Below are 25,033 nucleotides of genomic sequence, written 5' to 3'. Positions count from 1 at the left end.
CAAGTTCACGCTGCCGCATCTCGATCGGCCTGCCCTTCCAATGTGCGGCGGAATTCCGCCTGGCGACGGGTGCGGTCCATGACCTGCCCCTTGAGCTGTCCGCACGCCGCATCGATGTCGTCGCCACGCGTACGGCGAACCATCGTCAGCACCTGCGCGTCGAGCAGAATCTTCTGGAATGCGCGGATCTCCGTTTCCCCCGAGCGCTCGTAGCGCGTACCGGGGAACGGGTTGAACGGAATCAGGTTGACCTTGCCGGCGTCCTTGGACTGCACCGCATTGTCGAACTGCCGCATCAGCCTGGCCAACTGGCGCGCGTGCTCCGGCTGGTCGTTGATGCCCTTCATCAAGGTGTATTCGAAGGTCACCGAGTCGCGCTTCTTGTTGCCACGCAGATAGCGCGCGCACGACTCCATCAACTCGGCGATCGGGTACTTCTTGTTCAACGGCACCAGGCTCTCGCGCAGCGTGTCGTTGGCGGCGTGCAACGAGACCGCCAGCGAGACATCGCTTTCGGTGGATAGCCGGTCGATCATCGGCACCAGGCCGGAGGTCGACAGCGTCACCCGCTTGCTGGCCAGGCCGTAGCCCAGATCGTCGCGCATCACGCTCATCGCGCGCACGACGTTGTCGAAATTCATCAACGGCTCGCCCATCCCCATCATCACCACGTTGGTGAGGCGGCGCTGCTGGTGCGGAACGTTACCCAGATGGCGCGCCGCCACCCAGACCTGCCCGACGATCTCGGCGGTGGTGAGGTTGCGATTGAAGCCCTGGGTGGCGGTCGAACAAAACGTGCAGTTCAACCCGCAGCCGACCTGGGAGGACACGCACAGCGTGCCGCGGCCCTTGTCGGGGATGTAGACCGTTTCGATGGCGTTCTTGCCGTCGGTGCCCATGGCCAATAGCCATTTATGAGTCCCATCGGTGGACGGCTTGTCGAAGACGACATTTGGAACCAGTACCTCGGCATGCTGGTGCAACTTCGCACGCAATGCCTTGCCGAGGTCGGTCATCTGGTCGAAATCGGTGACGTAGCGATGGTGAATCCACTTCATCACCTGATGGGCACGGTAACGCGCTTCGCCGAGCGTGTCGGCGAAGAAGCGCTCCAGTCCCTCGCGATCGAGGTCGAGCAGGTTCTGCTTGCGCAGTTCCGGGATACGGACAGGAACGTCCTGCAACACGGAGGGGATCACGACCTCATTCACGATTCGACTCTCTCGGCCTCAGCGCGAGACCACTTCGGTGGCGGCAAAGAAATACGCAACTTCGTTGGCAGCGTTCTCGACCGAGTCCGAGCCGTGGGCGGCATTGGCATCGATCGAATCGGCGAAGTCGGCGCGGATGGTACCCGGCGCAGCGTCCTTGGGATTGGTCGCGCCCAGCAGGTCGCGGTGTGCGGCAACGGCGTTTTCGCCTTCCAGCGCCTGGATCATCACCGGGCCGGAGATCATGAACTCGACCAGCGCGTTGAAGAACGGACGCTCGCGGTGCACGGCGTAGAAGCCTTCGGCTTCGCGGCGCGACAGCTGCTTGTACTTGGCGGCCACGACCTTCAGGCCAGCCTTCTCGAAGCGGCTGTAGATTTCACCGATGACGTTCTTGGCGACGGCGTCGGGCTTGATGATGGACAGGGTGCGCTCCAGCGCCATTGGGAATTCTCCGTTGGGCGGGCCACTGAAGGCCCGAGGTTATCATGAAAAAAACCCGCGTCAAAACGCGGGCTTAGGCTTCTTTGCGATAGCCAATTCTATCTCTTCGCCACCGTGTTTGCACACCACCCCCTGAATCGTGCTGCATTGCCGCATGACCGGCTCGCAACCAAACCCGTAGACTCAAACAATCGTTTGATTGAGTCCGACCCCAGCGCATGCCCAAGCCCGCCCACTTCTCCACCAAGGACCGCATCCTCGGTGCCGCCGAGGAGCTGTTCGCCCAGCACGGGTTTGCCGGCACCTCGCTGCGGCAGCTGACCACCCAGGCCGACGTCAACATCGCCGCAGTCAACTACCACTTCGGCTCCAAGGAAAACCTGGTCAACGAGGTGTTCCGCCGTCGCATGGACGAAATGACCGCTGCGCGCCTGCAACAGCTGGAGGCGGCGAAGAAATCGCAGCCCGGCGAACTCACCGCGGTGCTGGCCGCTTTCGTCGAGCCGGCGCTGGCGATGGCGCAGGACCGCCAGAACGGCGGCGCCTTCGTGCGGGTGATCGCACGCGCCTACGCGGAAAAGAACGACAACCTGCGCAAATTCCTGTCCGACCACTACGGCCATGTCCTGCGCGAATTCGGCAAGGCCATCGCCGGCTGCGTACCGGGCCTGAGCAAGGAGGAGCTCTATTGGCGGTTGGACTTCCTGGCCGGTGCGCTCACCTACGCCATGGCCGACTTCGGGCTGATCAAGCGCCCGGCCGGCGTCAGCGAGGCCGACCACCGTGCGCGTGCCGCGCGCGAACTCATTCGTTTCGCGGAACCTGGTTTCCGCGCTCATTCCACACCGTAAACGCTCCACAAGAGGCTAATTGCTATGTCCAATCCGTTGCTAGTTCGTCGCGCCGCCGTGCTCGGTGCCGGCGTCATGGGCGCGCAGATCGCCGCGCACCTCACCAATGCCGGCGTCGACACCGTCCTGTTCGACCTGCCTGCCAAGGAAGGTCCGGCCGACGGTGTCGTGCTCAAGGCCATCGCCAATCTCGGCAAGCTCAGCCCTGCCCCGCTCGCCAGCAAGGCGCTGGCCGAGGCGATCACGCCGGCCAACTACGAGAGCGGCCTGGAACAGTTGCGCGATTGCGACCTGATCATCGAAGCGATCGCCGAGCGGATGGACTGGAAGCAGGACCTGTACAAGAAGATCGCCCCGTTCGTGGCCGATCACGCCGTACTTGCCTCCAATACGTCGGGCCTGGGCATCAACAAGCTCTCCGACGTGCTGCCGGAGCAATTGCGCCACCGTTTCTGCGGCGTGCATTTCTTCAACCCGCCGCGCTATATGCACCTGGCGGAGCTGATTCCGGCCAAGGGCACCGACAAGGCCGTGCTGGAAGGCCTGGAAGCGTTCCTGGTCACCACGCTCGGCAAGGGTGTGGTGTACGCCAAGGACACCCCCAACTTCATCGGCAACCGCATCGGCGTGTTCTCGATCCTGGCCACCATCCATCACACCCAGGAATTCGGCCTGGGCTTCGATGAAGTGGACGGCCTGACCGGCCCGCTGGTCGGCCGCCCGAAGTCGGCAACCTACCGCACCTCCGATGTGGTCGGCCTGGACACCATGGCGCACGTGATCAAGACCATGGGCGACACGCTGCCGGACGACCCGTGGCACCAGTATTTCAAGTCGCCGAAGTGGCTGGACGCGCTGATCGGCAAGGGCGCGCTCGGCCAGAAGGTCGGCGCCGGCATCTTCCGCAAGGTCGGCAAGGACATCGTGGTGCTGGACCTGCAGAAACAGGATTACAGAACCGCTGATCGCACTGCCGCACCGGACGTAGTCGAGATTCTCAAGATCAAGAACCCGGCCGAGAAGTTCGCCAAGTTGCGCGAAAGCCAGCACCCGCAGGCGCAGTTCCTGTGGGCCACGTTCCGCGACCTGTTCCACTACAGCGCTTATCACCTGGCCGACATCGCCGAGACCGCGCGCGATGTGGATCTGGCGATCCGCTGGGGCTACGGCTGGTCGCTGGGGCCGTTCGAAACCTGGCAGGCCGCCGGCTGGAAGCAGGTGGCGCAGTGGATTGCCGAAGACATCTCCAGCGGCACGAGCATGAGCAGCGCGCCGTTGCCGAATTGGGTGTTCGATGGCCGCGACGGCGTGCATGGTGCTGAAGGCTCGTACAGCCCGGCGCACGACGCCAAGCTGCCGCGTTCGGCACTGCCGGTCTACAAGCGCCAGCGTTTCCCCGATCCGCTGCTGGGCGAGCAGTTCTCGCCGGGCGAGACCGTATTCGAAAACGACGGCGTGCGCATGTGGCATGACGGCGACGACATCGCGGTGGTCAGCTTCAAGACCAAGATGAACACCGTGTCCGACCACGTGCTCAACGGCTTGCAGGAAGTCGTCGGCCGCGCCGAGAAGGACTTCGCCGGTCTGGTGATCTGGCAGCAGAAGGAGCCCTTCTCCGCCGGTGCCGATCTGGCTGGCGCGCTGGGCCTGTTGCAGGCCGGCAAGGTGGACGCGTTCGAAGCGCTGGTCGCCAACTTCCAGGCCACCAGCCAGCGCATCAAGTATGCGCAGGTACCGGTGATTTCGGCCGTGCGCGGCCTGGCACTGGGCGGCGGTTGCGAGTTCCAGATGCACAGCGCCAAGACCGTCGCGTCGCTGGAAAGCTATATCGGCCTGGTCGAAGCCGGCGTCGGCCTGCTGCCGGCCGGCGGCGGGTTGAAGGAGATCGCGGTGCGTGCCTCGATCGCTGCAGGTCCGGGCGGCGACGTGTTCGCCGAACTGAAGAAGACCTTCGAAACCATCGCGATGGCCAAGGTTTCCAATTCGGCGGTCAACGCCCAGGAACTGGGCCTGTTGCGCGCCACCGACAAGATCGTGTTCAACAGCTTCGAGGCGCTGCACATCGCCAAGGCCGAAGCGCGTGCACTGGCGGAGGGCGGCTACCGCGCCCCGCTGCCGGCACGTCGCATCCAGGTCGCCGGCGACGTCGGTATCGCCACCTTCAAGATGCTGTTGGTCAACATGCTGGAAGGCCGCTTCATCAGCGAATACGACTATGAAATCGCCACCCGTATCGCCACCGTGATGTGCGGCGGCGAAGTCGATCGCGGCGCGCTGGTGGACGAAGAATGGCTCCTCAAGCTGGAGCGCAAGCACTTCGTCGAACTGGCCCAGCAGGAAAAAACCCAGGCGCGCATCGGCCACATGCTCAAGACGGGCAAGCCGTTGAGGAACTGATTGAAGCCGGGACCGGGGACCCGGGACCAGGGACTCGGGAAAGCAGGAGCAGCCAGCGCGCGCTTTTGACTTTTCCGGGTCCCCGGTCCCCGGTCCCCGGTCCCGAACCGCTAACTTCCCGCCATTCGAGACCTTATTCAATGAGCAAGCAGATTCAAGAAGCCTACATCGTTGCCGCCACCCGTACGCCGGTCGGCAAGGCGCCGAAGGGCGTGTTCCGCAACACCCGTCCCGACGACATGCTGGCGCACGTGCTGCGTGCGGTGGTGGCGCAGGCGCCGGGTATCGATCTGTCGCGGATCGACGACGCCATCATCGGCTGCGCGATGCCCGAGGGCGAGCAAGGCATGAACGTGGCGCGCATCGGCGTGCTCCTGGCCGGCCTGCCCGATACCGTGGCTGGCCAGACCATCAATCGCTTCTGTTCGTCCGGCATCCAGGCCGTGGCGATGGCGGCCGACCAGATCCGCCTGGGCAATGCCGACCTGATGCTGGCCGGCGGTACCGAGTCGATGTCGATGGTGCCGATGATGGGCAACAAGGTGGCGATGTCGCCGAACGTCTTCGCCGACGACCACGTGGCCATTGCCTATGGCATGGGCATCACCGCTGAGAAGGTCGCCGAAGAATGGAAGGTCTCGCGCGAAGATCAGGACGCGTTCGCGCTGGCCTCGCATCAGAAGGCGATTGCGGCCATTGCCGCAGGCGAGTTCCGCGATGAAATCACCCCTTACGAAATCCTCTCGCACCAGCCCGACCTGGCCGGCAACGTCATCGCGCTGCGCAAGCGTCTGGTCGACACCGATGAAGGCCCGCGTCCGGACAGTTCGCTGGAAGGCCTGGCCAAGCTGCGTCCGGTGTTCCGTAACGGGCAGTTCGGCGGCAGCGTCACCGCGGGCAACTCCTCGCAGATGAGCGACGGCGCCGGCGCGGTGCTGCTGGCCTCCGAGCAGGCGATCAAGGATTACGGGCTGACTCCGCTTGCGCGGTTTGTCAGCTTCTCGGTGGCAGGCGTGCGCCCGGAAGTGATGGGCATCGGCCCGATCGCGGCAATTCCCAAGGCACTCAAGCAGGCCGGCCTGACCAAGGACCAGATCGACTGGATCGAACTCAACGAAGCCTTCGCCGCACAGGCGTTGGCGGTGATCCGCGACAGCGGGCTGGACCCGTCCAAGGTCAATCCGCTAGGTGGCGCGATCGCACTCGGTCATCCGCTCGGTGCGACCGGCGCGATCCGAGCGGCCACGCTGGTGCACGGCCTGCGTCGTCGTCAGCAAAAGTACGGCATGGTCACCATGTGCATCGGCACCGGCATGGGTGCGGCGGGCATCATCGAAGCGCTGTAAGTCGTTTTCGTCCGGGATCGGCCACCGCGCCGATCTCGCGAACGCGATGAAGAGACGACCGAAGGCGTGCGCGAGCACGCCTTCTTTCTGGGCGGCTGAAAACCGCCGTCGGCCGGATCTGGATCGCATGCGAATTCGTATTCGCCAGTCGATGCACCCGGTGAACGCACCGCTTATACGCACCCGTGCGAACGTTGAGCGGACGCTCTTGGCGCGATCGCGGGAACTACCGCACGATCCAGGACGCACATCCGGACAGGATCGCCGCGCGCAATGCGCAGCGCAGCGCAGCGGGCAGAAACCGACGCCCGCACTATTCAATCGCTATAAAAATCTTGCAGCCAACGTGGCGGTCTAGCGTGCCACCAGCCACTGGCCTGCACGCGCACCGGCAAACATCAGCGCCAGCCCGGCCACCAGCGTCACTGCCAGATACACGCCGATCATCGTGGAGCGATCGGTGCGCGCAAACACCAGACACTCCATCATCAGCGAGGAAAAGGTGGTCAGCCCGCCCATCACGCCGACGATCAGTAGCGCACGCAGTGGCCAGCTCGACGGACCGCGTGCGTCCAGCCAGACCAGCAGCACGCCGGCGACGAACGAGCCAAGCAGATTCACCGTCAACGTTCCCCACGGGAAGCCGGCGCCAAAGCGCTGCAGCAGCGCTGCACCGATCGTAAAACGCAGCCCGGAGCCCAATGCGCCGCCGGTCATCGCCAACAATAATTGCTGCCACCACACCGGTGCGTTCATGGACGTACTCCGCAACCGCCCAGTGGGGTGTTCGAAAAAAACGTATGCGTGTTCGGCATCATCAATCCTGAGTCGAGAAGCGATGCCGGGTCACAGGCCTGCCGCCCCGGCGGGGGTGGACAGGCATCATCAGCGCGCAGACTGCGTGCGGTTCAAGGAGGAATGCCATCTCCCGTATCGCCGATTATGCCGTGGGCTTTCCTGCCTTGTCAGCCCGTGCCTGCGCACGCGCCTCGCGCAGCCGGTCGAGCTTTTCCTTGAGCTTGATTTCCAGTCCACGTGGCACCGGCCTGTAATACACCTGCTCGCCCATCGCGTCCGGAAAGCCGGTCTGGTCGAGCGCGACGCCGCCCTCGGCATCGTTGTCGTATTGATAGTCCTGACCGTAACCGAGCGTCTTCATCAGCTTGGTCGGCGCATTACGTAGGTGCAGCGGCACCTCTTGGGTGCCGGTGGCGCGCACCTCGGCCCTGGCTTGATTGAAGGCCGCGTAGCCTGCGTTGGATTTGGCGGTGCTGGCCAGGTACAGCACCAACTGTGCAAACGCCAGCTCGCCTTCCGGGCTGCCTAGGCGCTCGTAAATATCCCAGGCTTCAAGCGCCATGCTCTGCGCGCGCGGGTCGGCCAAACCGATATCCTCGATCGCCATGCGGGTCAGGCGCCGCGCCAGGTAAGACGGGTCGCAACCGCCGTCGAGCATGCGGGTGAGCCAGTACAGCGCCGCGTCCGGATTGGAGCTGCGCACCGATTTATGCAGTGCCGAGATCTGGTCGTAGAACTGTTCGCCGTTCTTGTCGAAACGGCGGGTGCGGTCGGCCAGCACCTGCAGCAGCGTCTGCGGCGTGATCTCCCCGCCCTCGCCGCCTGCCAGCTCGGCGGCGATTTCCAGCAGGGTCAACGCACGCCGCACATCGCCATCGGCCGCGCTGGCGATTTCCAACAACGACGCGTCGCTGACCTGGATCGTCTCCTGTCCCAGCCCGCGCTCGGAATCGTGCAATGCGCGTTGCAGCGCTTCGACAATGTCCTGCGGCGACACCGATTCGAGCACGTGCACGCGGCAACGCGACAGCAATGCGGAGTTCAATTCGAAAGACGGATTTTCCGTAGTCGCGCCGACGAACAGGATGGTGCCGCGCTCGATGTGCGGCAAAAATGCATCCTGCTGCGCCTTGTTGAAGCGATGCACCTCATCGACGAACAACACTGTGCGTCGGCCGCTGGCAAACCGTTGCGCGGCCTCGGCCAATACCTGACGCACCTCGGGCAGCCCGGACAACACTGCAGAAATGGCCTTGAATTCGGCATCGGCGTAATGCGCCAGCAGCAAGGCAAGCGTGGTCTTGCCGCAGCCCGGGGGGCCCCACAGGATCATCGAATGCACGCGGCCGGATTCGACTGCCCGCCGCAATGCGCTAGCAGGAGCCAGCAAACGCTTCTGCCCCACCATCTCGTCCAAAGTGTGCGGCCGCATCCGCTCCGCCAGCGGCCCCATCGCGCTGCGATCAGCATGCAGGAGATCGGGAGTACCCAAGTCGGGACGTTTGCGTTTGCTCACCTTTGCATTCTACCGCCTACGTCGGCTGCCCGCTCCACAACGCAGTGTTCGACGATCGCCTGCACACACGCCGACGTTCTCTTTCCAAGCGACTACTTCGCGCGCCCGCAAGGCATCGAACAAGCAGCATCATAGTGTTACTTAATAACGAGCAAGCGCGCGCAGCCATAGCTAGCCTGCACCCTGCATCTGCCGCGAGCGGCGCTCGCGCAATCAAAACGTTCAGCGCACGGATTTCCAACATGCCCCGCATTTCGCTCCGACCCTCTGCCATCGCTGCCTGTCTTCCAGGAATGGCCGAGACCATCGCTCATCCATCCAAGCCCTCGGCAAAGCGGCAGACGCACAACAAGTTGGCGACCCCCGATCCATGCGCCTTCGAAGCCGAATTGATCCAGGCCCAGGACGACCCGTTGGTTTGGTCTGCGGCGCTGCTGGAGCAGGCGACGCAAGCAAGTATCGTCGAACCCAGATTGAAAGCCGCTCCCAGACGCAAACACAAACTCCTGCGTCCCTTCCGGAAAGCCGCAGAGCTATTGGGCATAACTAGCGGCGCCCCGGAACCGCACGCAACCTTGCTGCGCTATTCCTCGGTGCAACTCGAACGGGACGGGCCAACCGTTCGGCCGGAACGCAGCGCCAATCATCCGATGCCTTCCTCACCGTTACCGAATGCCACACGTGATCTCAACGCCGCACTGATATCCCGCCTGAATCAGTCAAATCGAGGCCTGGCCGCTCGCATTTCCCAGCGTCGCTACGACGAATTAAATTATGCGCATGCACGTACGCTACAGGCCGCGCGCGAGAAGCTGGCGCTGGGAGCCCGGCGCGCCTGCAATCTCAGCGACAGCATCAGCGCGCTGACGCGCGAAGGCGCCGAGTTGCTAAAACAGCTGCATAGATGCAACGGGCAAGCCGACGGGGTAGTGGCAGCTATGCGCGAGCTCGAGTCGAAGATCGCCGCTGCGCGCGCCGCGCTTGACGTGCCACCAGGCGATCCCCAGTCGCTCGCTGTCGCAGCCGACCCCGAGCCATCGCCCGCCAGCGGACGCCAAGAGGCCAAAGCCTCGCCGCTGGAGCTCGCCGGCGCTCGCATTGAGAACGAGCTGCAAGCAGCGCGCGCGCGCGGCGATGCACCGTCCAAGGCGGTCTTCTTCGGCCACGGCTCGGCACAGGCAGATCACGCAAGCAGCTCTGCAGTTGCGCCGCCGCGTCGCTCGCTTGCGTCTCATCTTCTCGCCGAGCGCAAACAGGAAATCGAGGCACAGCGCATGCAGCTCAAGCGCGACGAAAATATGCTGTCCCTGCAACGCGCGCATGCAGAGCGTTGCCAGCGGCATGCGCGGCGCCTGCAGGAGCGCATCGCCCAGATCGACGCAAAACTGAAACAGGCACTGCATTCGTCGCAGGTCAATACAACCGAGCTGTGGCAACAGGAACAAACGGTCAGCGCGCTGGAAGCCGCGCACGACGAAATGCAGCGCGCGGTGGAAAACGCATCCGCACAACCGCCGCACATGCAGTCGCCAAACGATGAAACTCAGTCCGCTCACCCCGATGGCGCCACCACAGCCCTGGCGAACCTGCTCGATGCCCTACCCGGCTTCCGCGTCGAGACGATCAACCACATGAGTCGGCACGTCATACACGCCTGGGCAGACACTCTGCATGTCCGCAGCGCGGCGTTCGGAGTCGACGCCATGCAGCCTTTCGACACATTGAGCATCGCCCTGCAGGCCTTATCTATCGCCAGCGCGGGCGATGCCGCGGCCGCGGCAGCCGTACTGCAACGCCTGAGCGCGCTGCAGCTGCGCGAGCTGATTCCGCCGCCAGAGGTCTCCATCGCTGCCGAGACGGTTCCGTCCATGGATGCCGTCGCCGCCTGCCTGGGCTTGTTGGTCAGCGTGCCGCGCGGCATGCAGGTCCTGTCGCAGATGCTGCGCGAAGAGCCGACGCCCCCATCCAAAGAATGGCTAGAGGCGGCGCAAGTGCATCTGCGCGCCAGCCACCGGCTTTCACTGACGCCGGAAACAGAACAAGCCGAACAGGCCTGGTTGGGCGATGCGCAGATGGGAGCGCGGCATGCCGTGCATGGCGCCTCGCCGCAGCAGGGCTTGCAGTACGCGACCGATGCCCAACGCAGTGCATTCCACGCATTCCGAAACGGCTTCGAAACCACCCGTGCGGGTTCGCCTTATGCACGCGCCAATGCGTGCCTGCAGATGTTCGCGCAATGGGCCGGGGCTGGCAGCGCTATGCGGGGCGATCGCACCCTCAATCCCTTCAACGCACTCGGGCTGGGAATGAAGGTTGGCGCCTCCGAATCGCTGCCGACTGCTAGGCGGCGCGCCAACGAAGCCTTTCGTGAGGCCGCAGGCCACTTGACCAGCTGGCTCGCAGCGCGCCGCCAGATACAGCAGGCATACGGGCAGCTACCGTCGCAAGATGAGCTGGCGATGCAGGCGCTTTCCGAATACGTGCAATGGCTCCCGCACGAACAGGACGCAACCGACTTGATCTTCACTAGCAAGGTGCTGGGCAAGATCGAGCAGCGCGCCCTGCATCTCCAGCGATCGGCTGCTGCGTCCGTGAGCGAGACCCACGATCTGCAACTGGCGGCCTGCCATTCTGGGATCGCCTCCGCCTGGGCTGCGCTACGCACAGGCCGCATGCGTCTACCCGAAACGCTGCGCCTGATCCAACGCGGCCTGCTCGACCACCCCGCGCATCCGCTCGGTATCCCTGTCGGCGCGGCGCCCTTGCATGAGGCGCTGGCGGTAGCCGCGCGTCACAACTTTCATCAGGCCGTTGGTAGCGCCAGTCGCTTTCTGCATGAGGGTGACTCATCCCGCGTCAGGTCGCCACGCGCGCTGTTTGAGTGCCTGCGCAACCTGATGGAACGACTGGAGTGGCGCGACAAGCTGCGTATCACCGAGCAACGTGTGATAGGACTCAATACAACGCCGCTGTCCGCCGCGCTTGCGGTCATCCCGAGCGGGCTAGGGCTGAAATTGTCTGCGGGTGGTCAAACCAGTTCTGATCGTACGTTGGAAATTTACATGGGACGTACCGGGCTGTCGCTGCAGATCGGACGGCAGAAGACGCGGCAGTTTCAGGCCACGACAGGCATCAGTGCGGGCGTCATGCTGCCCGGCACCGAAAACGCACCGGTGGGTATCACCGGATCGGCGGACTGGCGCATCAAAAAGGAATCAGGCATCGAGCACGGTATTCAGATCCGCGTTCCACGGCGTGGCAAGGGTCATGAACTAGAGCAGCGTGCTCAATTCCTCGCCATGTTCGAGCACCTGCTGCGGCTTGCCGAGCAATCCGGCAGCGATGGCGTCCCGCTAGCCGAGCGCGACTTTCTAGCGGAATTGCTGGCGCACCACCCGAGCATCACCACCGGCCTGATCGGACATGCCGAGCGGAACTCCTCGGTAACCGAATCCAGCATCGGCGTCGCCGCGGGTGTGCGTGTGGGGAACATGGACGGTCAACCGCGGCGCGCGACGTTGGGTGTTTCGATCGGCCTCAAGGCAAAACGGGAGACCTCTCGTTCGCAGACGCCGATCGAAGGCTACATGACAATGGTGTTGAAGGATTCGAGTGCGCAATCCAGGGTCGAAATCGCGGCGCGCGCATCGGCCAGCATCGTGGCCCAGCAGTGGACGCGCCCCAGCGGCGGCAATGCGTCGCCCACGCCCGTCGCGCGCCTGTCCACGTCCATGCTCGACCTCGGCTACAGCAGAGAACTGCACTCGGCCGGCAGCACGACATTCTCTACCTTGTGGATGTTCAATAATGAAATCGATCCTGTCCGTACCGATCGCGGCATCGAATTCTTTAGCTTCGCTACATTCGAACACGAAGTGCGGCGGAACTGGCAGTTATGGGTCAACTACGGGATCTCCAAACTGCAAGGCATCGTCGACGACCAGCGGCTGTACATGGTGGCAGAGCACCAATTGAAGGACTTCGTGGACAGGGTCCGCATCTACATGCAGGACAACAAGTTCGCCTCGCTAATCGTAGACTGGGCGCTACAGGCGGAGGCAGCGCCCCGCCTCGATGCGTTGCGTGCGCAGTCCCAGTTGTTGCGAGCCGCCGGATGCGAAACGCAAGCTGCCGACACCGATCGCGCCTTCGATGAACTGATCGGCGACCCAGGCATTTGGGAACCGACCATCCTCATCCTGCGCGAAAAGGGAAAACACCACCGCGAACGCGGGATCGATTTCTTCGTCAAGCGCCAGACCAACCAATCGGCCGAGGCGATGCGTACGATCGGCCAATGGACGCCTTATGAACCGGTCCCGTAGCACTACTGCAGCCCCGCGTAGGGAAGGCGCTGCTTCCGCAGCGTGACAGTACTGCAGGGCACCATGAATGGCGCCACCAGGCATGCCGCGGTTACGCTTACTGCGCGTCTCCCACCACATCCACGCCTTTGGCCGGGGTGTAGCGGAAGGTGTCGGCCGCAAACGCGGGGTTGCGCTTCCAGCCGCTGAAGCTGATCGCAGTGCGCTGCCCCACCGCATCGACCACCTCCATCTTGGCCAGGCCGTCCTTGCCGAAACCGAGCGAGGCCATCTGGAAGCTGGCTTCGGTGTCGACCTTGGGCGTCAACGACAGCCATTGCAGGCCATCGCGCGGCGCTGCTTCTTCGCTGACGTCGTATTGCTTGTCCAGACGTGCGGGGTCGATCAACGCCACCAGCGGGCTGTTCTGCTCTTCGTTGCCCTGCGCGCGCACGGTCACCTGCTCCAGGTCGGGGTCGAACACCCACACCTTCTTGCCGTCGGCCACGATCAATTGCTTGTACGGCTTGGCGTATTCCCAGCGGAACTGGCGCGGTTGCGACAATGCGACCCGCCCGCTCGAACGCTCCTTGACCCGGCCGCTGGCATCGGTGACCTGCTGATCGAACTGCCCATCCAGGCCCTTGAGGCCACGGGTGAACGTGTCCAGCTCCTGGCGCGCACCGGCAAACGCGGTGCCGGCAAACAGAGCGGTGGCGAGGACGGCATAACGGAGCTGGCGATGCATCGCGGTCTTCCAGAAAGGAGTGCGCCAATTCTGAAGCTTCATAGATGAATGGGCGAGCGTTATCGCAAGGACGCGTTCATGCAGCGGCGGCGGCCTGGCTCAGTGCGCGGTCTGCACCTTGGACAGATCGCCGTAAACGATCTGCCCACGAAAGCCGCGTCGCACCTGCTGATACAGCTCGCGAAACGCACGGTAATCCTGTGGCTGGCACAAGGCCTGCGGCCCGTGCACCGCCGCGCGTTGCAGGCGATGGACTGCAGTGACCGTCTGTCCCTGGCGCGACCAGTCCACTGCGTATTCGCCAGCCGTGTTGCGAAACCTGCTGCTACGCGGGATGGCAATGATCGGCACCGTGTCGGGGAAGGTCACCACATAGGTTTCCTCACGCACGCTGTCGTTGCAGTAGAACGGGGTCAGATTGTCTTCGGCCGAGGTGGTGGTGTAGATCCCGCGCGTCGATTCGGCACCGGGCATGTCGGGCAAGGTCATGCCGCCGACCACCGAAAAATCCACCGCATCGTTGGCCTGGAAGCTGTAGCGATAGTTGAACGGCGTCTCCAGATCCAACGGATCGCCCTGAATCAGCAGATCGCCGGTCCCGACGAAACCGGACTGGGCAATGATCGATTCCTCGATGCGGTTGCGGTTCTGCGCATTGAGTTGCACGAACATCGCGCGCAGCCCCACCTCGCCGGTCTGGCCGCTGTCCAGGGTCGTCAGGCCCTGCAATCCGCCCTGTGGCGTGAAGCGGTACTCGGTCCGGGCAACGTAGCGATTGACCTTGCGATCGTTAGGTGGGGTCTGGGTGACCTTGCCGTCGCGCGTATGCACCACCGGCGCGCCAAGATCGCTGGCCGGCAGCTGGCCGAAGCGCGCGTACGGGTTGGTCGAATCGACGTAAAGATCGAATGCCGGGATGTAGGTGATGGCGTGATTGAAGCGCCCCAGCACCGGGATTGCCGGCAATGTCGGCCCGCCCTCCGCGCCGATCAGCACCGGTGTGCTGGCGATGCCCTTGGCCGCCAGCAGCGCCTCCAGAATCACGGTGTGGTCCTTGCAGTCGCCATAGTGATTGGCCAGGATGCTGTCGGCACTGTTGGGCTCCAGACCGCCATTGCCCAGGTACACCGCCACGTAGCGGATATTGCGCGCGACCCAGGCATACAACGCCGCCGCCTGTGCCCGCGGCTCATCGATTCCCTTGGTCACCTGGTCGGCCAATGTCTGGATCGCCGGTGTGACTGCGGCGGCGCGCCCGCCCTTGACGTGATACGCCAGGCCCATCTGCGACCAGCTGTCGAAGGTGCTGGCCATCAGCGTGGGGCTGAATTCCCAGGTCGCCGCGCTCCAGTTCTGGTTTTTCATCGGTGTGGCACGCTGGTAACGCCATTCCCAGCGCGCCTGATCGCCACGCACCACCGGCTTGGTGCTGCCCTGCAGACCACGTGCGGACAGATGCATCGGCAGCGACTTGGGCGCAACCAAGGTGACCACCGCATCGTCGTACTGCGCGAACACGCTGAAGGTTTCCCACAGACTGAAATAACCTGGGAAGTACGGCGTGTTCTGTGCGCGTCGCACGCGATAGACGATGCGCGCACCCGGCGCCAGATTCGGGAACACCACCACCTTGACCTTGCGGTCGGCGTACATCGCCGCCGAGGCGCTGGAATAGCTTTCCTGGGTGTAGATCTTGTCGGCGGCCACGTCCTGGCGCAGCCCTTCGGCGGTGACGGTGTACGCCTCCAGCACGTCGAGCGTCTCCATCTTTTCGCTATAGCTCAACCGCACCTGGCTGAACTGCTCAATCGCCGACTTGGTCTTGAGCAGGATCTCGTACTCGTCGGTTTCCACGCTGCTGGCATCGGCGCGCACTTCATAGTCGGCGCGATAACGCGCAAAGCTGTAATTGGTATCGGCCTGGGTACGCGCCGCCGCAGCAGGCGCGGGTCGCTGTTGCGCGTAGGCAAGCAGCGGAGCGGAGATCAACAGCGCGAGCAGCAACAAGGGACGACGCAGCATGGGTCTCGATCACGACGGGCCGGAGCGGCACTTGTCCGCTAGGGTAGCCGGTGTGCCCGGCAATGACAGGTATCGACTTCCAACAATGCTGCATTGGCAGGTATGGCAGCGCGCGTTGCGGCGACTACGCGAGGTGGATGCGACATGCGCCGTTTCGCACTGGAGTGTGTATGCCGATGCGGGGAGATCGAAAAGCGTCTTGCGACAAAAGCGCCCTGCGGCTAGTCGGACCCAGGCACTTAGTCGGACCCAGGCACTGGCCCTTTCGCCCCACTGCTCCACTGCAACGCGCAGCGACAACAGCCACCGCGGTTACTTCGGCGGCGGCGGCGCCAATACCGTGCGATCGCCGTTGTGCTCGGGCTGGCTGACCACACCGGCCGCTTCCATCGCCTCGATCAAGCGCGCAGCACGGTTGTAGCCGATCTTCAGGCGACGCTGCACACCGGAAATCGATGCGCGCCGGGTTTCGGTGACGATGCGCAGTGCCTCGTCGTACAGCGGGTCGGACTCATCCCCACCGCCGCCACTGCTCTCCGGCAAGCCGGTTGCGCCCACCACGGTGCCATCGCCCATGGTCTGCACTTCGTCGAGCACGCCTTCGACGTAGGACACCGGCCCGCTGGCCTTCAGATGCTCGACCACCCGATGCACTTCTTCGTCGCTGACGAAAGCGCCGTGCACACGATCCGGCAGCGCAGTGCCAGGCGGCAGATACAGCATGTCGCCATTGCCCAACAACGCCTCGGCGCCGGACTGGTCCAGGATGGTGCGCGAGTCGATCTTGGAGCTGACCTGGAACGCGACGCGGGTCGGGATATTGGCCTTGATCAGACCAGTGATCACGTCCACCGACGGCCGCTGCGTTGCCAGGATCAAGTGAATGCCGGCCGCACGCGCCTTCTGCGCCAGGCGTGCGATGAGCTCTTCGACCTTCTTGCCGACGATCATCATCATGTCGGCGAATTCGTCGATGAAGATAACGATGAACGGCAGCGTCTCCAGCGGCCGCGGCGCCTCGCCCAGCTCCGGATTCGGCTTGAACAGCGGGTCCATCATCGGCTGGCCGGCGTCGATGGCGTCCTTGATCTTCTTGTTGAAGCCGGCCAGGTTGCGCACGCCCACCGCACTCATCAGCTTGTAACGGCGTTCCATCTCCGCCACGCACCAGCGCAGGCCGTTGGCGGCCTCCTTCATGTCGGTGACCACCGGCGCCAACAGATGCGGGATGCCCTGATAGACGCTCAATTCGAGCATCTTCGGGTCGATCATCAGCATCCGCAGTTCCTTGTGCGAGGCCTTGAACAACAGGCTCAGCACCATCGCGTTGACCGCCACCGACTTGCCCGAGCCGGTGGTACCGGCCACCAGCAAGTGCGGCATGCGCGCCAGATCGGCCACGGTCGGGCGCCCGGCGATGTCCTTGCCCAGCGCAAGCGTCAGTGGGCTGGCCGACTTGTCGTATTCCTTGGAACGCAGCAGCTCGGACAGAAAGATCATCTCGCGGGTGACGTTGGGGATCTCCAGACCCACCACCGACTTGCCCGGAATCACGTCCACCACACGCACCGACTTGACCGACAGCCCGCGCGCGATGTCCTTGTCCAGCGAGCTGATCTGGCTGACCTTGATGCCCGGCGCCGGCTCGATCTCGAAGCGGGTGATCACCGGACCGGGATAGGCCCCGACCACCTGCGCCTCGATGCGGAAATCCTTGAGCTTGAATTCGATCTGCCGCGACAGCGTTTCCAGCGTCTCTTCCGAATAGCCCTTGGTCTGGGGCTTCGGATCGTCCAGCAATGCCAGCGGCGGCAGATCCGAGCCGTCGGTGCTCACGCCCTGGAACATCGGGATCTGGGTGTCGCGCTTGGCGCGCTCGCTCTTTTCCACCACCGGTGCCGGCGGAGGTTCGATCTTGACTGGCTCGCGCCTGGCCTGCTTGACTGCATCGACCTTGCGCACTTCCTCGCGTTCTTCGCGCATCACGCGGGTCTGTTGCCACTCGGTGGCCTGGTGGGTCTTGCGCTGCATCAACGGGCCCAGCGCCAGCACCCACCTGCCGATGCGCTCCATCACCACAAACCACGACAACCCGGTCGCCAATGTGATCGATACCAACAGCAGCACTATCACGAACAGATTGGCGCCCAGGGCACCAAAGCCCGAGCTTAGCGACCCACTGACCAGCTTGCCGAGAATGCCGCCGGCCTCGGCGACCTCGCCCTGGAACAGGCGCAGATGCAAAAAGCCGGTCGAAGAGATCAAAAAGCCCACCATGCCGACCAGCCGCAGCGCCGGCCCCAGATCGCTCTGGCTCTGCTCCTCGCGCTCGCCGATCAGCGCGATCCACGCCACCGCGCCCAGGATCACCGGCAGCAGGAAGGCCACATAACCAAACAGCTGCAGCAACACATCCGCCGCCATCGCGCCGAATCTGCCGCCCATGTTGTGGATCGGCGCGACCAGATTGCCGGTGCGCGACCAGCCAGGATCGGTTGCCGAATAGGTAAACAGGCTGGCCAGCAGATACAGCAACAACGGCGCCACCGCGATCAATGCCAGATCGCGCCAGAGCTTTTGCCGACGCGGATTGTCCGCCACCGCCGTCTTGCGCGACGACGATTTGCCCTCTGCGGGCTTGCTGCGTTCGGGAACCTGCTTTGCCACCTGTAGCCAGACCTTAGAAAAATGCTGTTAGTGGTTGATAATAAACGACTGAGGCCACGGTTTCAGCAGTTGAATGAGCACCGGCTGCCGGGGCGCCCGGCCGCCAACGAAAAACGCCGCACAAGGCGGCGTCGAACATGCAATCAGGGCGGACCATGCCATCTGCGGTTCAAGCAGTTCCATCGCGCCGCCTTGATTCACCGGGTGGGGACCGCCACTCTATGCCGCCACGGGGGCGCAATTCATCAGCGCCGTCCCTACCACTCCTAGACCGCGAGTATACATGAGCGCCTCATCTGCCAGTCCCGCCAAGCATTCCCGCCTGCTGATCCTGGGCTCCGGCCCGGCCGGCTGGACCGCCGCGGTCTACGCCGCCCGCGCCAATCTCAAGCCGGTGGTGATCACCGGCCTGCAGCAGGGCGGCCAGCTGATGACCACCACCGAGGTGGACAACTGGCCGGGCGACCCCCACGGCCTGATGGGCCCGGACCTGATGAACCGCATGCAGGCGCATGCCGAGCGCTTCGAGACCGAGGTCATCTTCGACCACATCCACACTGCCGATCTGTCGCAGCGGCCGTTCCGGCTGATCGGCGATAGCGCCGAGTACACCTGCGACGGGCTGATCATCGCCACCGGCGCCACCGCCAAGTACCTGGGCATCCCCAGCGAAGAGGCCTTCAAGGGCCGGGGCGTTTCCGCCTGCGCCACCTGCGACGGGTTCTTCTACAAGGACCAGGACGTGGTGGTGGTCGGCGGCGGCAACACCGCGGTCGAAGAAGCGCTGTACCTGTCCAACATCGCGCGCAAGGTGTACCTGGTGCACCGCCGCGACACCCTGCGCGCGGAAAAGATCATGCAGGACAAGCTGTTCGCCAAGGTCGCCGCCGGCAAGATCGAAACCGTCTGGCACCACGCCATCGACGAAGTGCTGGGCAACGATGCCGGCGTGACCGGCGTGCGGGTCAAGTCCACCCTCGACGGCAGCACCCGCGATATCGACGCGCACGGCTTCTTCGTCGCCATCGGCCACCACCCCAATACGCAGCTGTTCGACGGCCAGCTGGCCATGAACAACGGCTACCTGGAAATCCGCTCCGGCCTGAACGGCGCAGCGACCGAGACCTCGGTGGCCGGCGTGTTCGCCGCCGGCGACGTGGCCGACCAGCACTACCGCCAGGCCATCACCTCGGCCGGTTTCGGCTGCATGGCCGCGCTGGATGCCGAGCGTTATCTCGACAAGAGCGCCTGAGATGGCTGCTGACCGCCGGCCGCGCCGCGCGGACAGCACCAACGGGCCGCGCGCATGAGCGTGACGGCCCGCTGGTGTCGCCGGCTGGACGAGCTTCCTGCCGGTGCCTGGGATGCGCTGCACGACGGCCGCCATCCCTTTGTCAGCGATGCATTTCTGCAAGGCCTGGAACGCGAAGGCTGCCTGCGTCCGGATTGGGGCTGGAATCCGCTGCACCTGACCTTGTGGACCGGCGACACGCTGGTCGCCGCCGCGCCGGGTTACCTGAAAAACAATTCGCACGGCGAGTTCGTGTTCGACCATGCCTGGGCGCATGCGTATGCACGCTACGGGCAGGAGTATTTCCCGAAGTGGCTGTGCGGCGTGCCCTACTCGCCCGTCACCGGCCCGCGCCTGCTCGGCGCGCCCAAGTGGCGTGGGCACTTGTTGGCCGCGATGCGCGAACTGGTGGAGCGCAGCGGCTTGTCTTCGGCGCATGTGAATTTTCATCTGGCCGATGAAGATGCCGCATTCGATGCCGACTGGCTGGAACGCAACGATCTGCAATACCACTGGCACAACGCCAGCGGCTGGAGCGACTTCGAAACGTTTCTGGCGGCGATGGACCACAAACGCCGCAAGAACATCCGCCAGGAACGCGCCAAGGTGCAGCGCGCCGGCGTGCAGCTGCGCGTGGTGCATGGCGATGAGGCCAGCGAGGCGGACCTGGACGCCATGTACGGGTTCTATCTCAAGACCTTCAACGAGTACGGCAATTCGCCGGCACTGACTCCCGAATTCCTGCGCCACCTGGCGCAACACCTGCCGCGTCAGCTGGTGATGTTCCTGGCCGACCTCGATGGGCAAGCGATTGCCGGTGCGCTATGCCTGCGCGGCCACGACACGCTCTACGGCCGTTACTGGGGCGGCGAAGCCCTGCCTGGCCTGCACTTCGAAACCTGCTATTACCAGGGCATCGAATACTGCCTGCGCGAAGGTCTGAGCCGCTTCGAGCCTGGCGCACAAGGCGAGCACAAGATTGCGCGCGGCTTTCTGCCGACAGTGGTGCGTAGCCGTCACTGGATCGCCGACCCCGGCTTCCGCGAACCGCTGGCGCAATGGTGCGCCGACGAACGCGAGGCCGTCGCGCGGCACGCGGTCGAACTGGCAGACCACAGCCCGTTTCGCGACTGACCCAATGCGCACCGCCCGCACGCAGCACCGCTAGACTCACTCCATGTCGCGCGCCCTGCCCCACCTGCTGTCACAGGACCCTGCCAGCCCGTTTCCGCCGGTCGAGCGCGCCTTGCGCGAGCCCGACGGCCTGCTCGCCCTCGGCGGCGACCTGCACCCGCAACGCCTGCTCAACGCGTATGCGCACGGCATCTTTCCGTGGTTTTCGGAAGGGCAACCGATTCTGTGGTGGAGCCCGGACCCGCGCATGGTATTTCGCACCGATGGCGTGCGCCTGTCGTCGCGCTTCAAACGGCAGCTGCGCAACTGCAACTGGACCCTGCGAGCCGATACCGCATTTGCGCAAGTCATTGCCGCGTGCGCGTCCAGCCCGCGTCCCGGACAGAACGGCACCTGGATCACCGCGCAGATGCAGGAGGCCTATGTCGACCTGCACCATCGCGGCCACGCGCACTCGCTGGAAGTGTTCGACGGCGCGCGCCTGGTGGGCGGCATCTACGGCGTGGCGATCGGCCAGATGTTCTTCGGGGAAAGCATGTTCAGCGCAATCAGCGGCGGCTCGAAAGTGGCGTTAGCCGCCCTGGCCGCCGACCTGCATGCGCGCGGCTGGCCGCTGCTCGATGCGCAGGTGGAAAACCCGCACCTGCTCAGCCTGGGCGCGCAGCACATGCCACGCGCGGAGTTTGTGCAACACGTGCAGCGCCAGGTAGCCCTAGTGGAACCGGCCGGTAGCTGGTCCGAACGCTACGGTGAGCGGCCCGTCACGGCGCTGGGTGAAGCCCACTTAACATAAAATTTGCACCACGGGGAGATGGAGCGTAAAATGCCGTCCCTTACGGCCCTTCCGGGCCAGCTTTGATTGCACAGGATTACATGTCGAAAGACGACTCCATTGAATTCGAAGGCAGCGTCAGCGAGACGCTTCCCAACACCACGTTCCGGGTCAAGCTGGAAAACGGGCATGAAATCATCGCCCACATCTCCGGCCGTATGCGCAAGAACTACATCCGCATTCTGACCGGCGATCGGGTCAAGGTTGAGATGACTCCGTACGACCTGACCAAAGGCCGTATTACCTACCGCATGAAGTAAGCGGTTCTGGTGCTGAGACGCAAGGCGGCCCATGGCCGCTTTTTGTCGTGCCTGCGATTTGGTGAGGGACGTACCTTTCAGCAGCGCGAAGGGCAAAGCGTGGCGTATTCCTGGGCGAAAGCAATACGGCAGACGCGCCGCTGCCGGACATCCAATCGCGAGCCGACCTCTATCCGCGCGCTCGGAATTTCGCCCCTGAAAAATGCAGGCATGCGCTGATGCGGCAACACAGTGCTTATCTTGCGCCTTGGTTATCTTGCGCCGCTACACCCTGTTGCAGACGCCGGGTGTTGCGCTAAGCAATGTCGGGCACTGAAACGACGACTCGTTGTTCGCGCAGTATCGCGCTCCGGACATAAAAAAGCCGCTCGTTCGAGCGGCTTTTTCCAGTACACGTCAACCAGCTGCATCGATCAGTCGACGGTTGCCGGCAACAGACGCTCCGGCTCCGGATGCGCTTCCACCACCAGCTCGCCGTCCTTGACGTCGATATTGACCCGCCCGCCTTCCACCAACTTGCCGAACAGCAGCTCGTCGGCGAGCGGACGCTTGATCTTCTCCTGGATCACGCGCGCCATCGGGCGTGCGCCCATCAGCGGATCAAAGCCGTGCTGGGCCAGCCAGTCGCGCGCGGTCGGGGTGGCCGACAGCGAGACGTGCTTTTCCTGCAGCAACATTTCCAGCTCGATAATGAACTTGTCCACCACGCGCAGGATGTGGTCGAAGCCCAGCGCCTGGAACTGCACGATCGCGTCCAGACGGTTGCGGAACTCCGGCGTGAACCCGCGGCGGATCGACTCCATCGCATCGGTGGAATGATCCTGCTTGGTAAAGCCGATCGACCGACGTGAGGCCTGCGTGGCACCGGCGTTGGTGGTCATCACCAGGATCACGTTCTTGAAGTTTGCTTCGCGCCCGTTGGTGTCGGTGAGGATGCCGCGGTCCATGACCTGCAACAGGATGTTGAAGATGTCCGGGTGCGCCTTCTCCACCTCGTCCAGCAGCAATACGCAGTGCGGCGTCTTGACGATCTTCTCGGTCAGCAGGCCACCCTGATCGAAGCCGACATAGCCCGGAGGCGCACCGATAAGGCGGCTGATCGAATGCGCTTCCATGTACTCGGACATATCGAAACGCACCAGCTCGATGCCCAGCTGCAGCGCGAGCTGCTTGGTCACCTCGGTCTTGCCGACACCGGTGGGGCCGGCGAACAGGAAGTTGCCGATCGGCTTTTCCGGGTTGGCCAGGCCAGAGCGCGCCAGCTTGATCGAGCCGGCCAGCGTTTCGATCGCCGGGTTCTGCCCGAAGATCACCATCTTGAGGTTGCGCTCCAGGTGCTGCAGCACGTCCTTGTCGGTCGCGCTGACCTGCTTGGCCGGGATGCGCGCCATCTTGGCGACGATGGTTTCGATCTCCTCGATGTCGATCAGCTCCTTACGCACGCCATCGGGCAGCAGGCGCTGACGCGCACCTGCCTCGTCCATCACGTCGATGGCCTTGTCCGGCAACAAACGATCGCCAATGTGCTTGACCGACAGGTCCACCGCCGCCTGCAACGCATCGTCGGCATAGGTCACGCCGTGGTGCGCTTCGTACTTGGGCTTGAGGCCCTGCAGGATTTCGAAGGTTTCGCCGACGGTCGGCTCGACGATATCGATCTTCTGGAAGCGCCGCGCCAGCGCCCGATCCTTCTCGAAGATGCCGCGATATTCCTGGAACGTGGTCGAGCCGATGCAGCGCAGCTCGCCCGACGCCAACGCGGGCTTGATCAGGTTGGAGGCATCCATGGTGCCGCCCGAGGCCGAGCCGGCGCCGATGATGGTGTGGATCTCGTCGATGAACAGCACCGCATTGGGCACCTTCTTCAACGCGGTCAGCACGCCTTTCAGGCGCTTTTCGAAGTCGCCGCGGTACTTGGTGCCGGCAACCAGCGCGCCCAGGTCCAGAGAGAAGATCACCGCGTCGGCAAGTACTTCCGGCACGTCGTTATCGACGATGCGCTTGGCCAGGCCTTCGGCTATCGCGGTCTTGCCCACGCCGGCCTCGCCCACGTACAGCGGGTTGTTCTTGCGGCGGCGGCACAGCACCTGGATGGTGCGCTCGATCTCGTCGGCGCGGCCGACAAGCGGGTCGATCTTGCCATTGCGCGCCTGCTCGTTGAGGTTGGTGGCGTACTCGGCGAGCGCGTCTCCCTTGGCCTCGCCCTCCCCGCCCTCGCTCTTGGGCTCACCATCGGACGCAGACGGCTGCTCGCCGTCTTCGCCGAGCTTGGCAATGCCGTGGGACAGGTAATTGACGATATCCAGGCGGGTGATGTCCTGCTGATTCAGGAAGTACACCGCATGCGAGTCTTTTTCGCCGAAGATCGCGACCAGCACGTTGGCGCCGGTAACCTCCTTCTTGCCCGAGGACTGCACGTGGTAAACCGCACGCTGCAGCACACGCTGGAAGCCCAGGGTGGGCTGGGTGTCGCGGCCATCGTCTTCGGCCAGACGCGAGACCGAGGCCTCGATCGCCTGTTCCAGGTCGTTGTGCAGCCTCAGCTGGTCCGCCCCGCAGGCCTTGAGGACGGCTTGCGCGGAAGGGTTGTCCAGCAGCGAGAGCAGCAGGTGCTCGACGGTCATGAACTCATGACGCGCCTCGCGTGCTCGCTTGTAGCACTGGCCGATTGTTTGCTCTAGGTCTTTGCTGAACATTGGTAACTCCGAACGGCTGTTGCCAACAATATGCGGCTTTTGTTGGGATTTTCCACAACCCTATCGGATAGGCATGTTCAGACGGCGTTAGCACGTGATTGCAGCCACACTGTTGCACTGCTGGAACGGCCGTCAAGCTCGCTCAGGTCTGCTCCATCGTGCACAGCAGCGGGTGCTGGTTCATGCGCGAAAATTCGTTGACCTGCGCCACCTTGGACTCGGCCACTTCGCGGCTGTAGACCCCGCAAACGCCGCGCCCACGCGTGTGGACGTGCAGCATGACCTGGGTGGCCCGCTCCAGATCGAGGTTGAAAAACTGCTGCAGCACGGTCACCACGAAGTCCATCGGGGTGTAGTCGTCGTTGAGCAGCAACACCTGATAACGCGGCGGTGGCGCCACTTCAGGCTTGCTGGCTTCGACCGTGAGGCCATGATCGTGTTCGTGAGATGTCTTCCGAGGCATCGGGCCATTATACGGTTCATCGCCGCACGCATTGGACGATTTGCGCCGCGGCC

General features: G+C 63.8%; 17 protein-coding genes and 1 riboswitch. Of the genes, 8 read left to right on the top strand and 9 right to left on the bottom strand.

Going from position 1 to position 25,033, the window contains the following annotated elements:
- Positions 1-5: 5 nt before the first annotated feature.
- Together rlmN and ndk are read right to left on the bottom strand one after the other, a co-directional pair.
- On the bottom strand, positions 6-1,211 hold the full coding sequence (gene rlmN, locus ACCQ06_RS11600; protein WP_372364366.1) for a dual-specificity RNA methyltransferase RlmN: 1,206 nt from the start codon (positions 1,209-1,211) through the stop codon (positions 6-8).
- 18 nt (positions 1,212-1,229) lie between these two features.
- A complete protein-coding gene (gene ndk / locus ACCQ06_RS11595; RefSeq protein ID WP_002812972.1) occupies positions 1,230-1,655 on the bottom strand; it encodes a nucleoside-diphosphate kinase in 426 nt (141 codons plus the stop codon).
- Positions 1,656-1,873: 218 nt separating this feature from the next.
- On the opposite strand from ndk, the gene ACCQ06_RS11590 reads away from it, so the two are divergent.
- From ACCQ06_RS11590 to ACCQ06_RS11580, 3 genes are all read left to right on the top strand, one after another.
- Positions 1,874-2,506, top strand: coding sequence for a TetR/AcrR family transcriptional regulator (locus tag ACCQ06_RS11590; protein ID WP_007963815.1), 633 nt, complete (start codon positions 1,874-1,876; stop codon positions 2,504-2,506).
- A 24-nt stretch (positions 2,507-2,530) separates the two neighbouring features.
- The gene (locus ACCQ06_RS11585; RefSeq protein ID WP_316685789.1) at positions 2,531-4,903 is read left to right on the top strand and encodes a 3-hydroxyacyl-CoA dehydrogenase/enoyl-CoA hydratase family protein; all 2,373 of its coding nucleotides are present in this window, start codon (positions 2,531-2,533) and stop codon (positions 4,901-4,903) included.
- A 140-nt stretch (positions 4,904-5,043) separates the two neighbouring features.
- Complete coding sequence (locus tag ACCQ06_RS11580) at positions 5,044-6,249, top strand: acetyl-CoA C-acyltransferase (RefSeq protein ID WP_316685788.1); 1,206 nt, start codon at positions 5,044-5,046, stop codon at positions 6,247-6,249.
- Positions 6,250-6,603: 354 nt separating this feature from the next.
- Here ACCQ06_RS11580 and crcB read toward each other — a convergent pair whose 3' ends face one another.
- Both crcB and ACCQ06_RS11570 read right to left on the bottom strand, forming a co-directional pair.
- Positions 6,604-7,005, bottom strand: coding sequence for a fluoride efflux transporter CrcB (gene crcB / locus ACCQ06_RS11575; protein WP_055854372.1), 402 nt, complete (start codon positions 7,003-7,005; stop codon positions 6,604-6,606).
- Between the two features lie 113 nt (positions 7,006-7,118).
- A riboswitch (Fluoride riboswitch) is annotated at positions 7,119-7,187 on the bottom strand.
- Positions 7,188-7,189: 2 nt separating this feature from the next.
- A complete protein-coding gene (locus ACCQ06_RS11570) occupies positions 7,190-8,563 on the bottom strand; it encodes a replication-associated recombination protein A (RefSeq protein ID WP_316685787.1) in 1,374 nt (457 codons plus the stop codon).
- Positions 8,564-8,805: 242 nt separating this feature from the next.
- Between ACCQ06_RS11570 and xopZ the strand changes: the two genes are divergently transcribed.
- On the top strand, positions 8,806-12,888 hold the full coding sequence (gene xopZ / locus ACCQ06_RS11565; protein WP_316685786.1) for a XopZ family type III secretion system effector: 4,083 nt from the start codon (positions 8,806-8,808) through the stop codon (positions 12,886-12,888).
- A gap of 97 nt (positions 12,889-12,985) precedes the next feature.
- Here xopZ and lolA read toward each other — a convergent pair whose 3' ends face one another.
- The 3 genes from lolA to ACCQ06_RS11550 all read right to left on the bottom strand — a co-directional run bounded on the left by lolA (position 12,986) and on the right by ACCQ06_RS11550 (position 18,304).
- On the bottom strand, positions 12,986-13,657 hold the full coding sequence (lolA, locus tag ACCQ06_RS11560) for an outer membrane lipoprotein periplasmic chaperone LolA (RefSeq protein WP_316685785.1): 672 nt from the start codon (positions 13,655-13,657) through the stop codon (positions 12,986-12,988).
- A 57-nt stretch (positions 13,658-13,714) separates the two neighbouring features.
- Positions 13,715-15,637: a DUF3857 domain-containing transglutaminase family protein gene (locus ACCQ06_RS11555; RefSeq protein ID WP_316685784.1), complete on the bottom strand. Its 1,923-nt coding sequence runs from the start codon at positions 15,635-15,637 to the stop codon at positions 13,715-13,717.
- A gap of 312 nt (positions 15,638-15,949) precedes the next feature.
- Complete coding sequence (locus ACCQ06_RS11550; RefSeq protein WP_316685783.1) at positions 15,950-18,304, bottom strand: DNA translocase FtsK; 2,355 nt, start codon at positions 18,302-18,304, stop codon at positions 15,950-15,952.
- Positions 18,305-18,587: 283 nt separating this feature from the next.
- Between ACCQ06_RS11550 and trxB the strand changes: the two genes are divergently transcribed.
- The 4 genes from trxB to infA all read left to right on the top strand — a co-directional run bounded on the left by trxB (position 18,588) and on the right by infA (position 21,821).
- Complete coding sequence (gene trxB / locus ACCQ06_RS11545) at positions 18,588-19,556, top strand: thioredoxin-disulfide reductase (protein WP_055854385.1); 969 nt, start codon at positions 18,588-18,590, stop codon at positions 19,554-19,556.
- A gap of 54 nt (positions 19,557-19,610) precedes the next feature.
- Complete coding sequence (locus tag ACCQ06_RS11540) at positions 19,611-20,729, top strand: GNAT family N-acetyltransferase (RefSeq protein WP_316685782.1); 1,119 nt, start codon at positions 19,611-19,613, stop codon at positions 20,727-20,729.
- 43 nt (positions 20,730-20,772) lie between these two features.
- Positions 20,773-21,522 carry a leucyl/phenylalanyl-tRNA--protein transferase gene (gene aat, locus ACCQ06_RS11535; protein ID WP_316685781.1) on the top strand — a complete coding sequence of 250 codons (750 nt, stop codon included), beginning with the start codon at positions 20,773-20,775 and terminating at the stop codon, positions 21,520-21,522.
- Positions 21,523-21,602: 80 nt separating this feature from the next.
- Positions 21,603-21,821, top strand: a complete 219-nt coding sequence (gene infA, locus ACCQ06_RS11530) for a translation initiation factor IF-1 (protein WP_002813418.1) — start codon at positions 21,603-21,605, stop codon at positions 21,819-21,821.
- 413 nt (positions 21,822-22,234) lie between these two features.
- Here the strand turns inward: infA and clpA are convergent, their stop codons facing one another.
- Both clpA and clpS read right to left on the bottom strand, forming a co-directional pair.
- On the bottom strand, positions 22,235-24,517 hold the full coding sequence (gene clpA / locus ACCQ06_RS11525) for an ATP-dependent Clp protease ATP-binding subunit ClpA (RefSeq protein WP_316685779.1): 2,283 nt from the start codon (positions 24,515-24,517) through the stop codon (positions 22,235-22,237).
- Between the two features lie 142 nt (positions 24,518-24,659).
- Positions 24,660-24,980 (bottom strand): ATP-dependent Clp protease adapter ClpS, encoded by a 321-nt coding sequence (gene clpS, locus ACCQ06_RS11520; RefSeq protein WP_016901748.1) that lies wholly within the window; start codon positions 24,978-24,980, stop codon positions 24,660-24,662.
- Positions 24,981-25,033 lie beyond the last annotated feature (53 nt).

The organism is Xanthomonas sp. NCPPB 4467, from assembly GCF_041475665.2.
Taxonomy (GTDB): Bacteria; Pseudomonadota; Gammaproteobacteria; order Xanthomonadales; family Xanthomonadaceae; genus Xanthomonas; species Xanthomonas dyei.
This window is presented reverse-complemented; position numbering and strand designations above follow the sequence as displayed.

Coding starts and splice junctions, on each gene's coding strand:
- ndk (WP_002812972.1), bottom strand. CDS start 1,655: ATGGCGCTGGAGCGCACCCTGTCCATCATCAAGCCCGACGCCGTCGCC.
- ACCQ06_RS11590 (WP_007963815.1), top strand. CDS start 1,874: ATGCCCAAGCCCGCCCACTTCTCCACCAAGGACCGCATCCTCGGTGCC.
- ACCQ06_RS11585 (WP_316685789.1), top strand. CDS start 2,531: ATGTCCAATCCGTTGCTAGTTCGTCGCGCCGCCGTGCTCGGTGCCGGC.
- ACCQ06_RS11580 (WP_316685788.1), top strand. CDS start 5,044: ATGAGCAAGCAGATTCAAGAAGCCTACATCGTTGCCGCCACCCGTACG.
- crcB (WP_055854372.1), bottom strand. CDS start 7,005: ATGAACGCACCGGTGTGGTGGCAGCAATTATTGTTGGCGATGACCGGC.
- xopZ (WP_316685786.1), top strand. CDS start 8,806: ATGCCCCGCATTTCGCTCCGACCCTCTGCCATCGCTGCCTGTCTTCCA.
- lolA (WP_316685785.1), bottom strand. CDS start 13,657: ATGAAGCTTCAGAATTGGCGCACTCCTTTCTGGAAGACCGCGATGCAT.
- ACCQ06_RS11555 (WP_316685784.1), bottom strand. CDS start 15,637: ATGCTGCGTCGTCCCTTGTTGCTGCTCGCGCTGTTGATCTCCGCTCCG.
- trxB (WP_055854385.1), top strand. CDS start 18,588: ATGAGCGCCTCATCTGCCAGTCCCGCCAAGCATTCCCGCCTGCTGATC.
- ACCQ06_RS11540 (WP_316685782.1), top strand. CDS start 19,611: ATGAGCGTGACGGCCCGCTGGTGTCGCCGGCTGGACGAGCTTCCTGCC.
- aat (WP_316685781.1), top strand. CDS start 20,773: ATGTCGCGCGCCCTGCCCCACCTGCTGTCACAGGACCCTGCCAGCCCG.
- infA (WP_002813418.1), top strand. CDS start 21,603: ATGTCGAAAGACGACTCCATTGAATTCGAAGGCAGCGTCAGCGAGACG.
- clpA (WP_316685779.1), bottom strand. CDS start 24,517: ATGTTCAGCAAAGACCTAGAGCAAACAATCGGCCAGTGCTACAAGCGA.
- clpS (WP_016901748.1), bottom strand. CDS start 24,980: ATGCCTCGGAAGACATCTCACGAACACGATCATGGCCTCACGGTCGAA.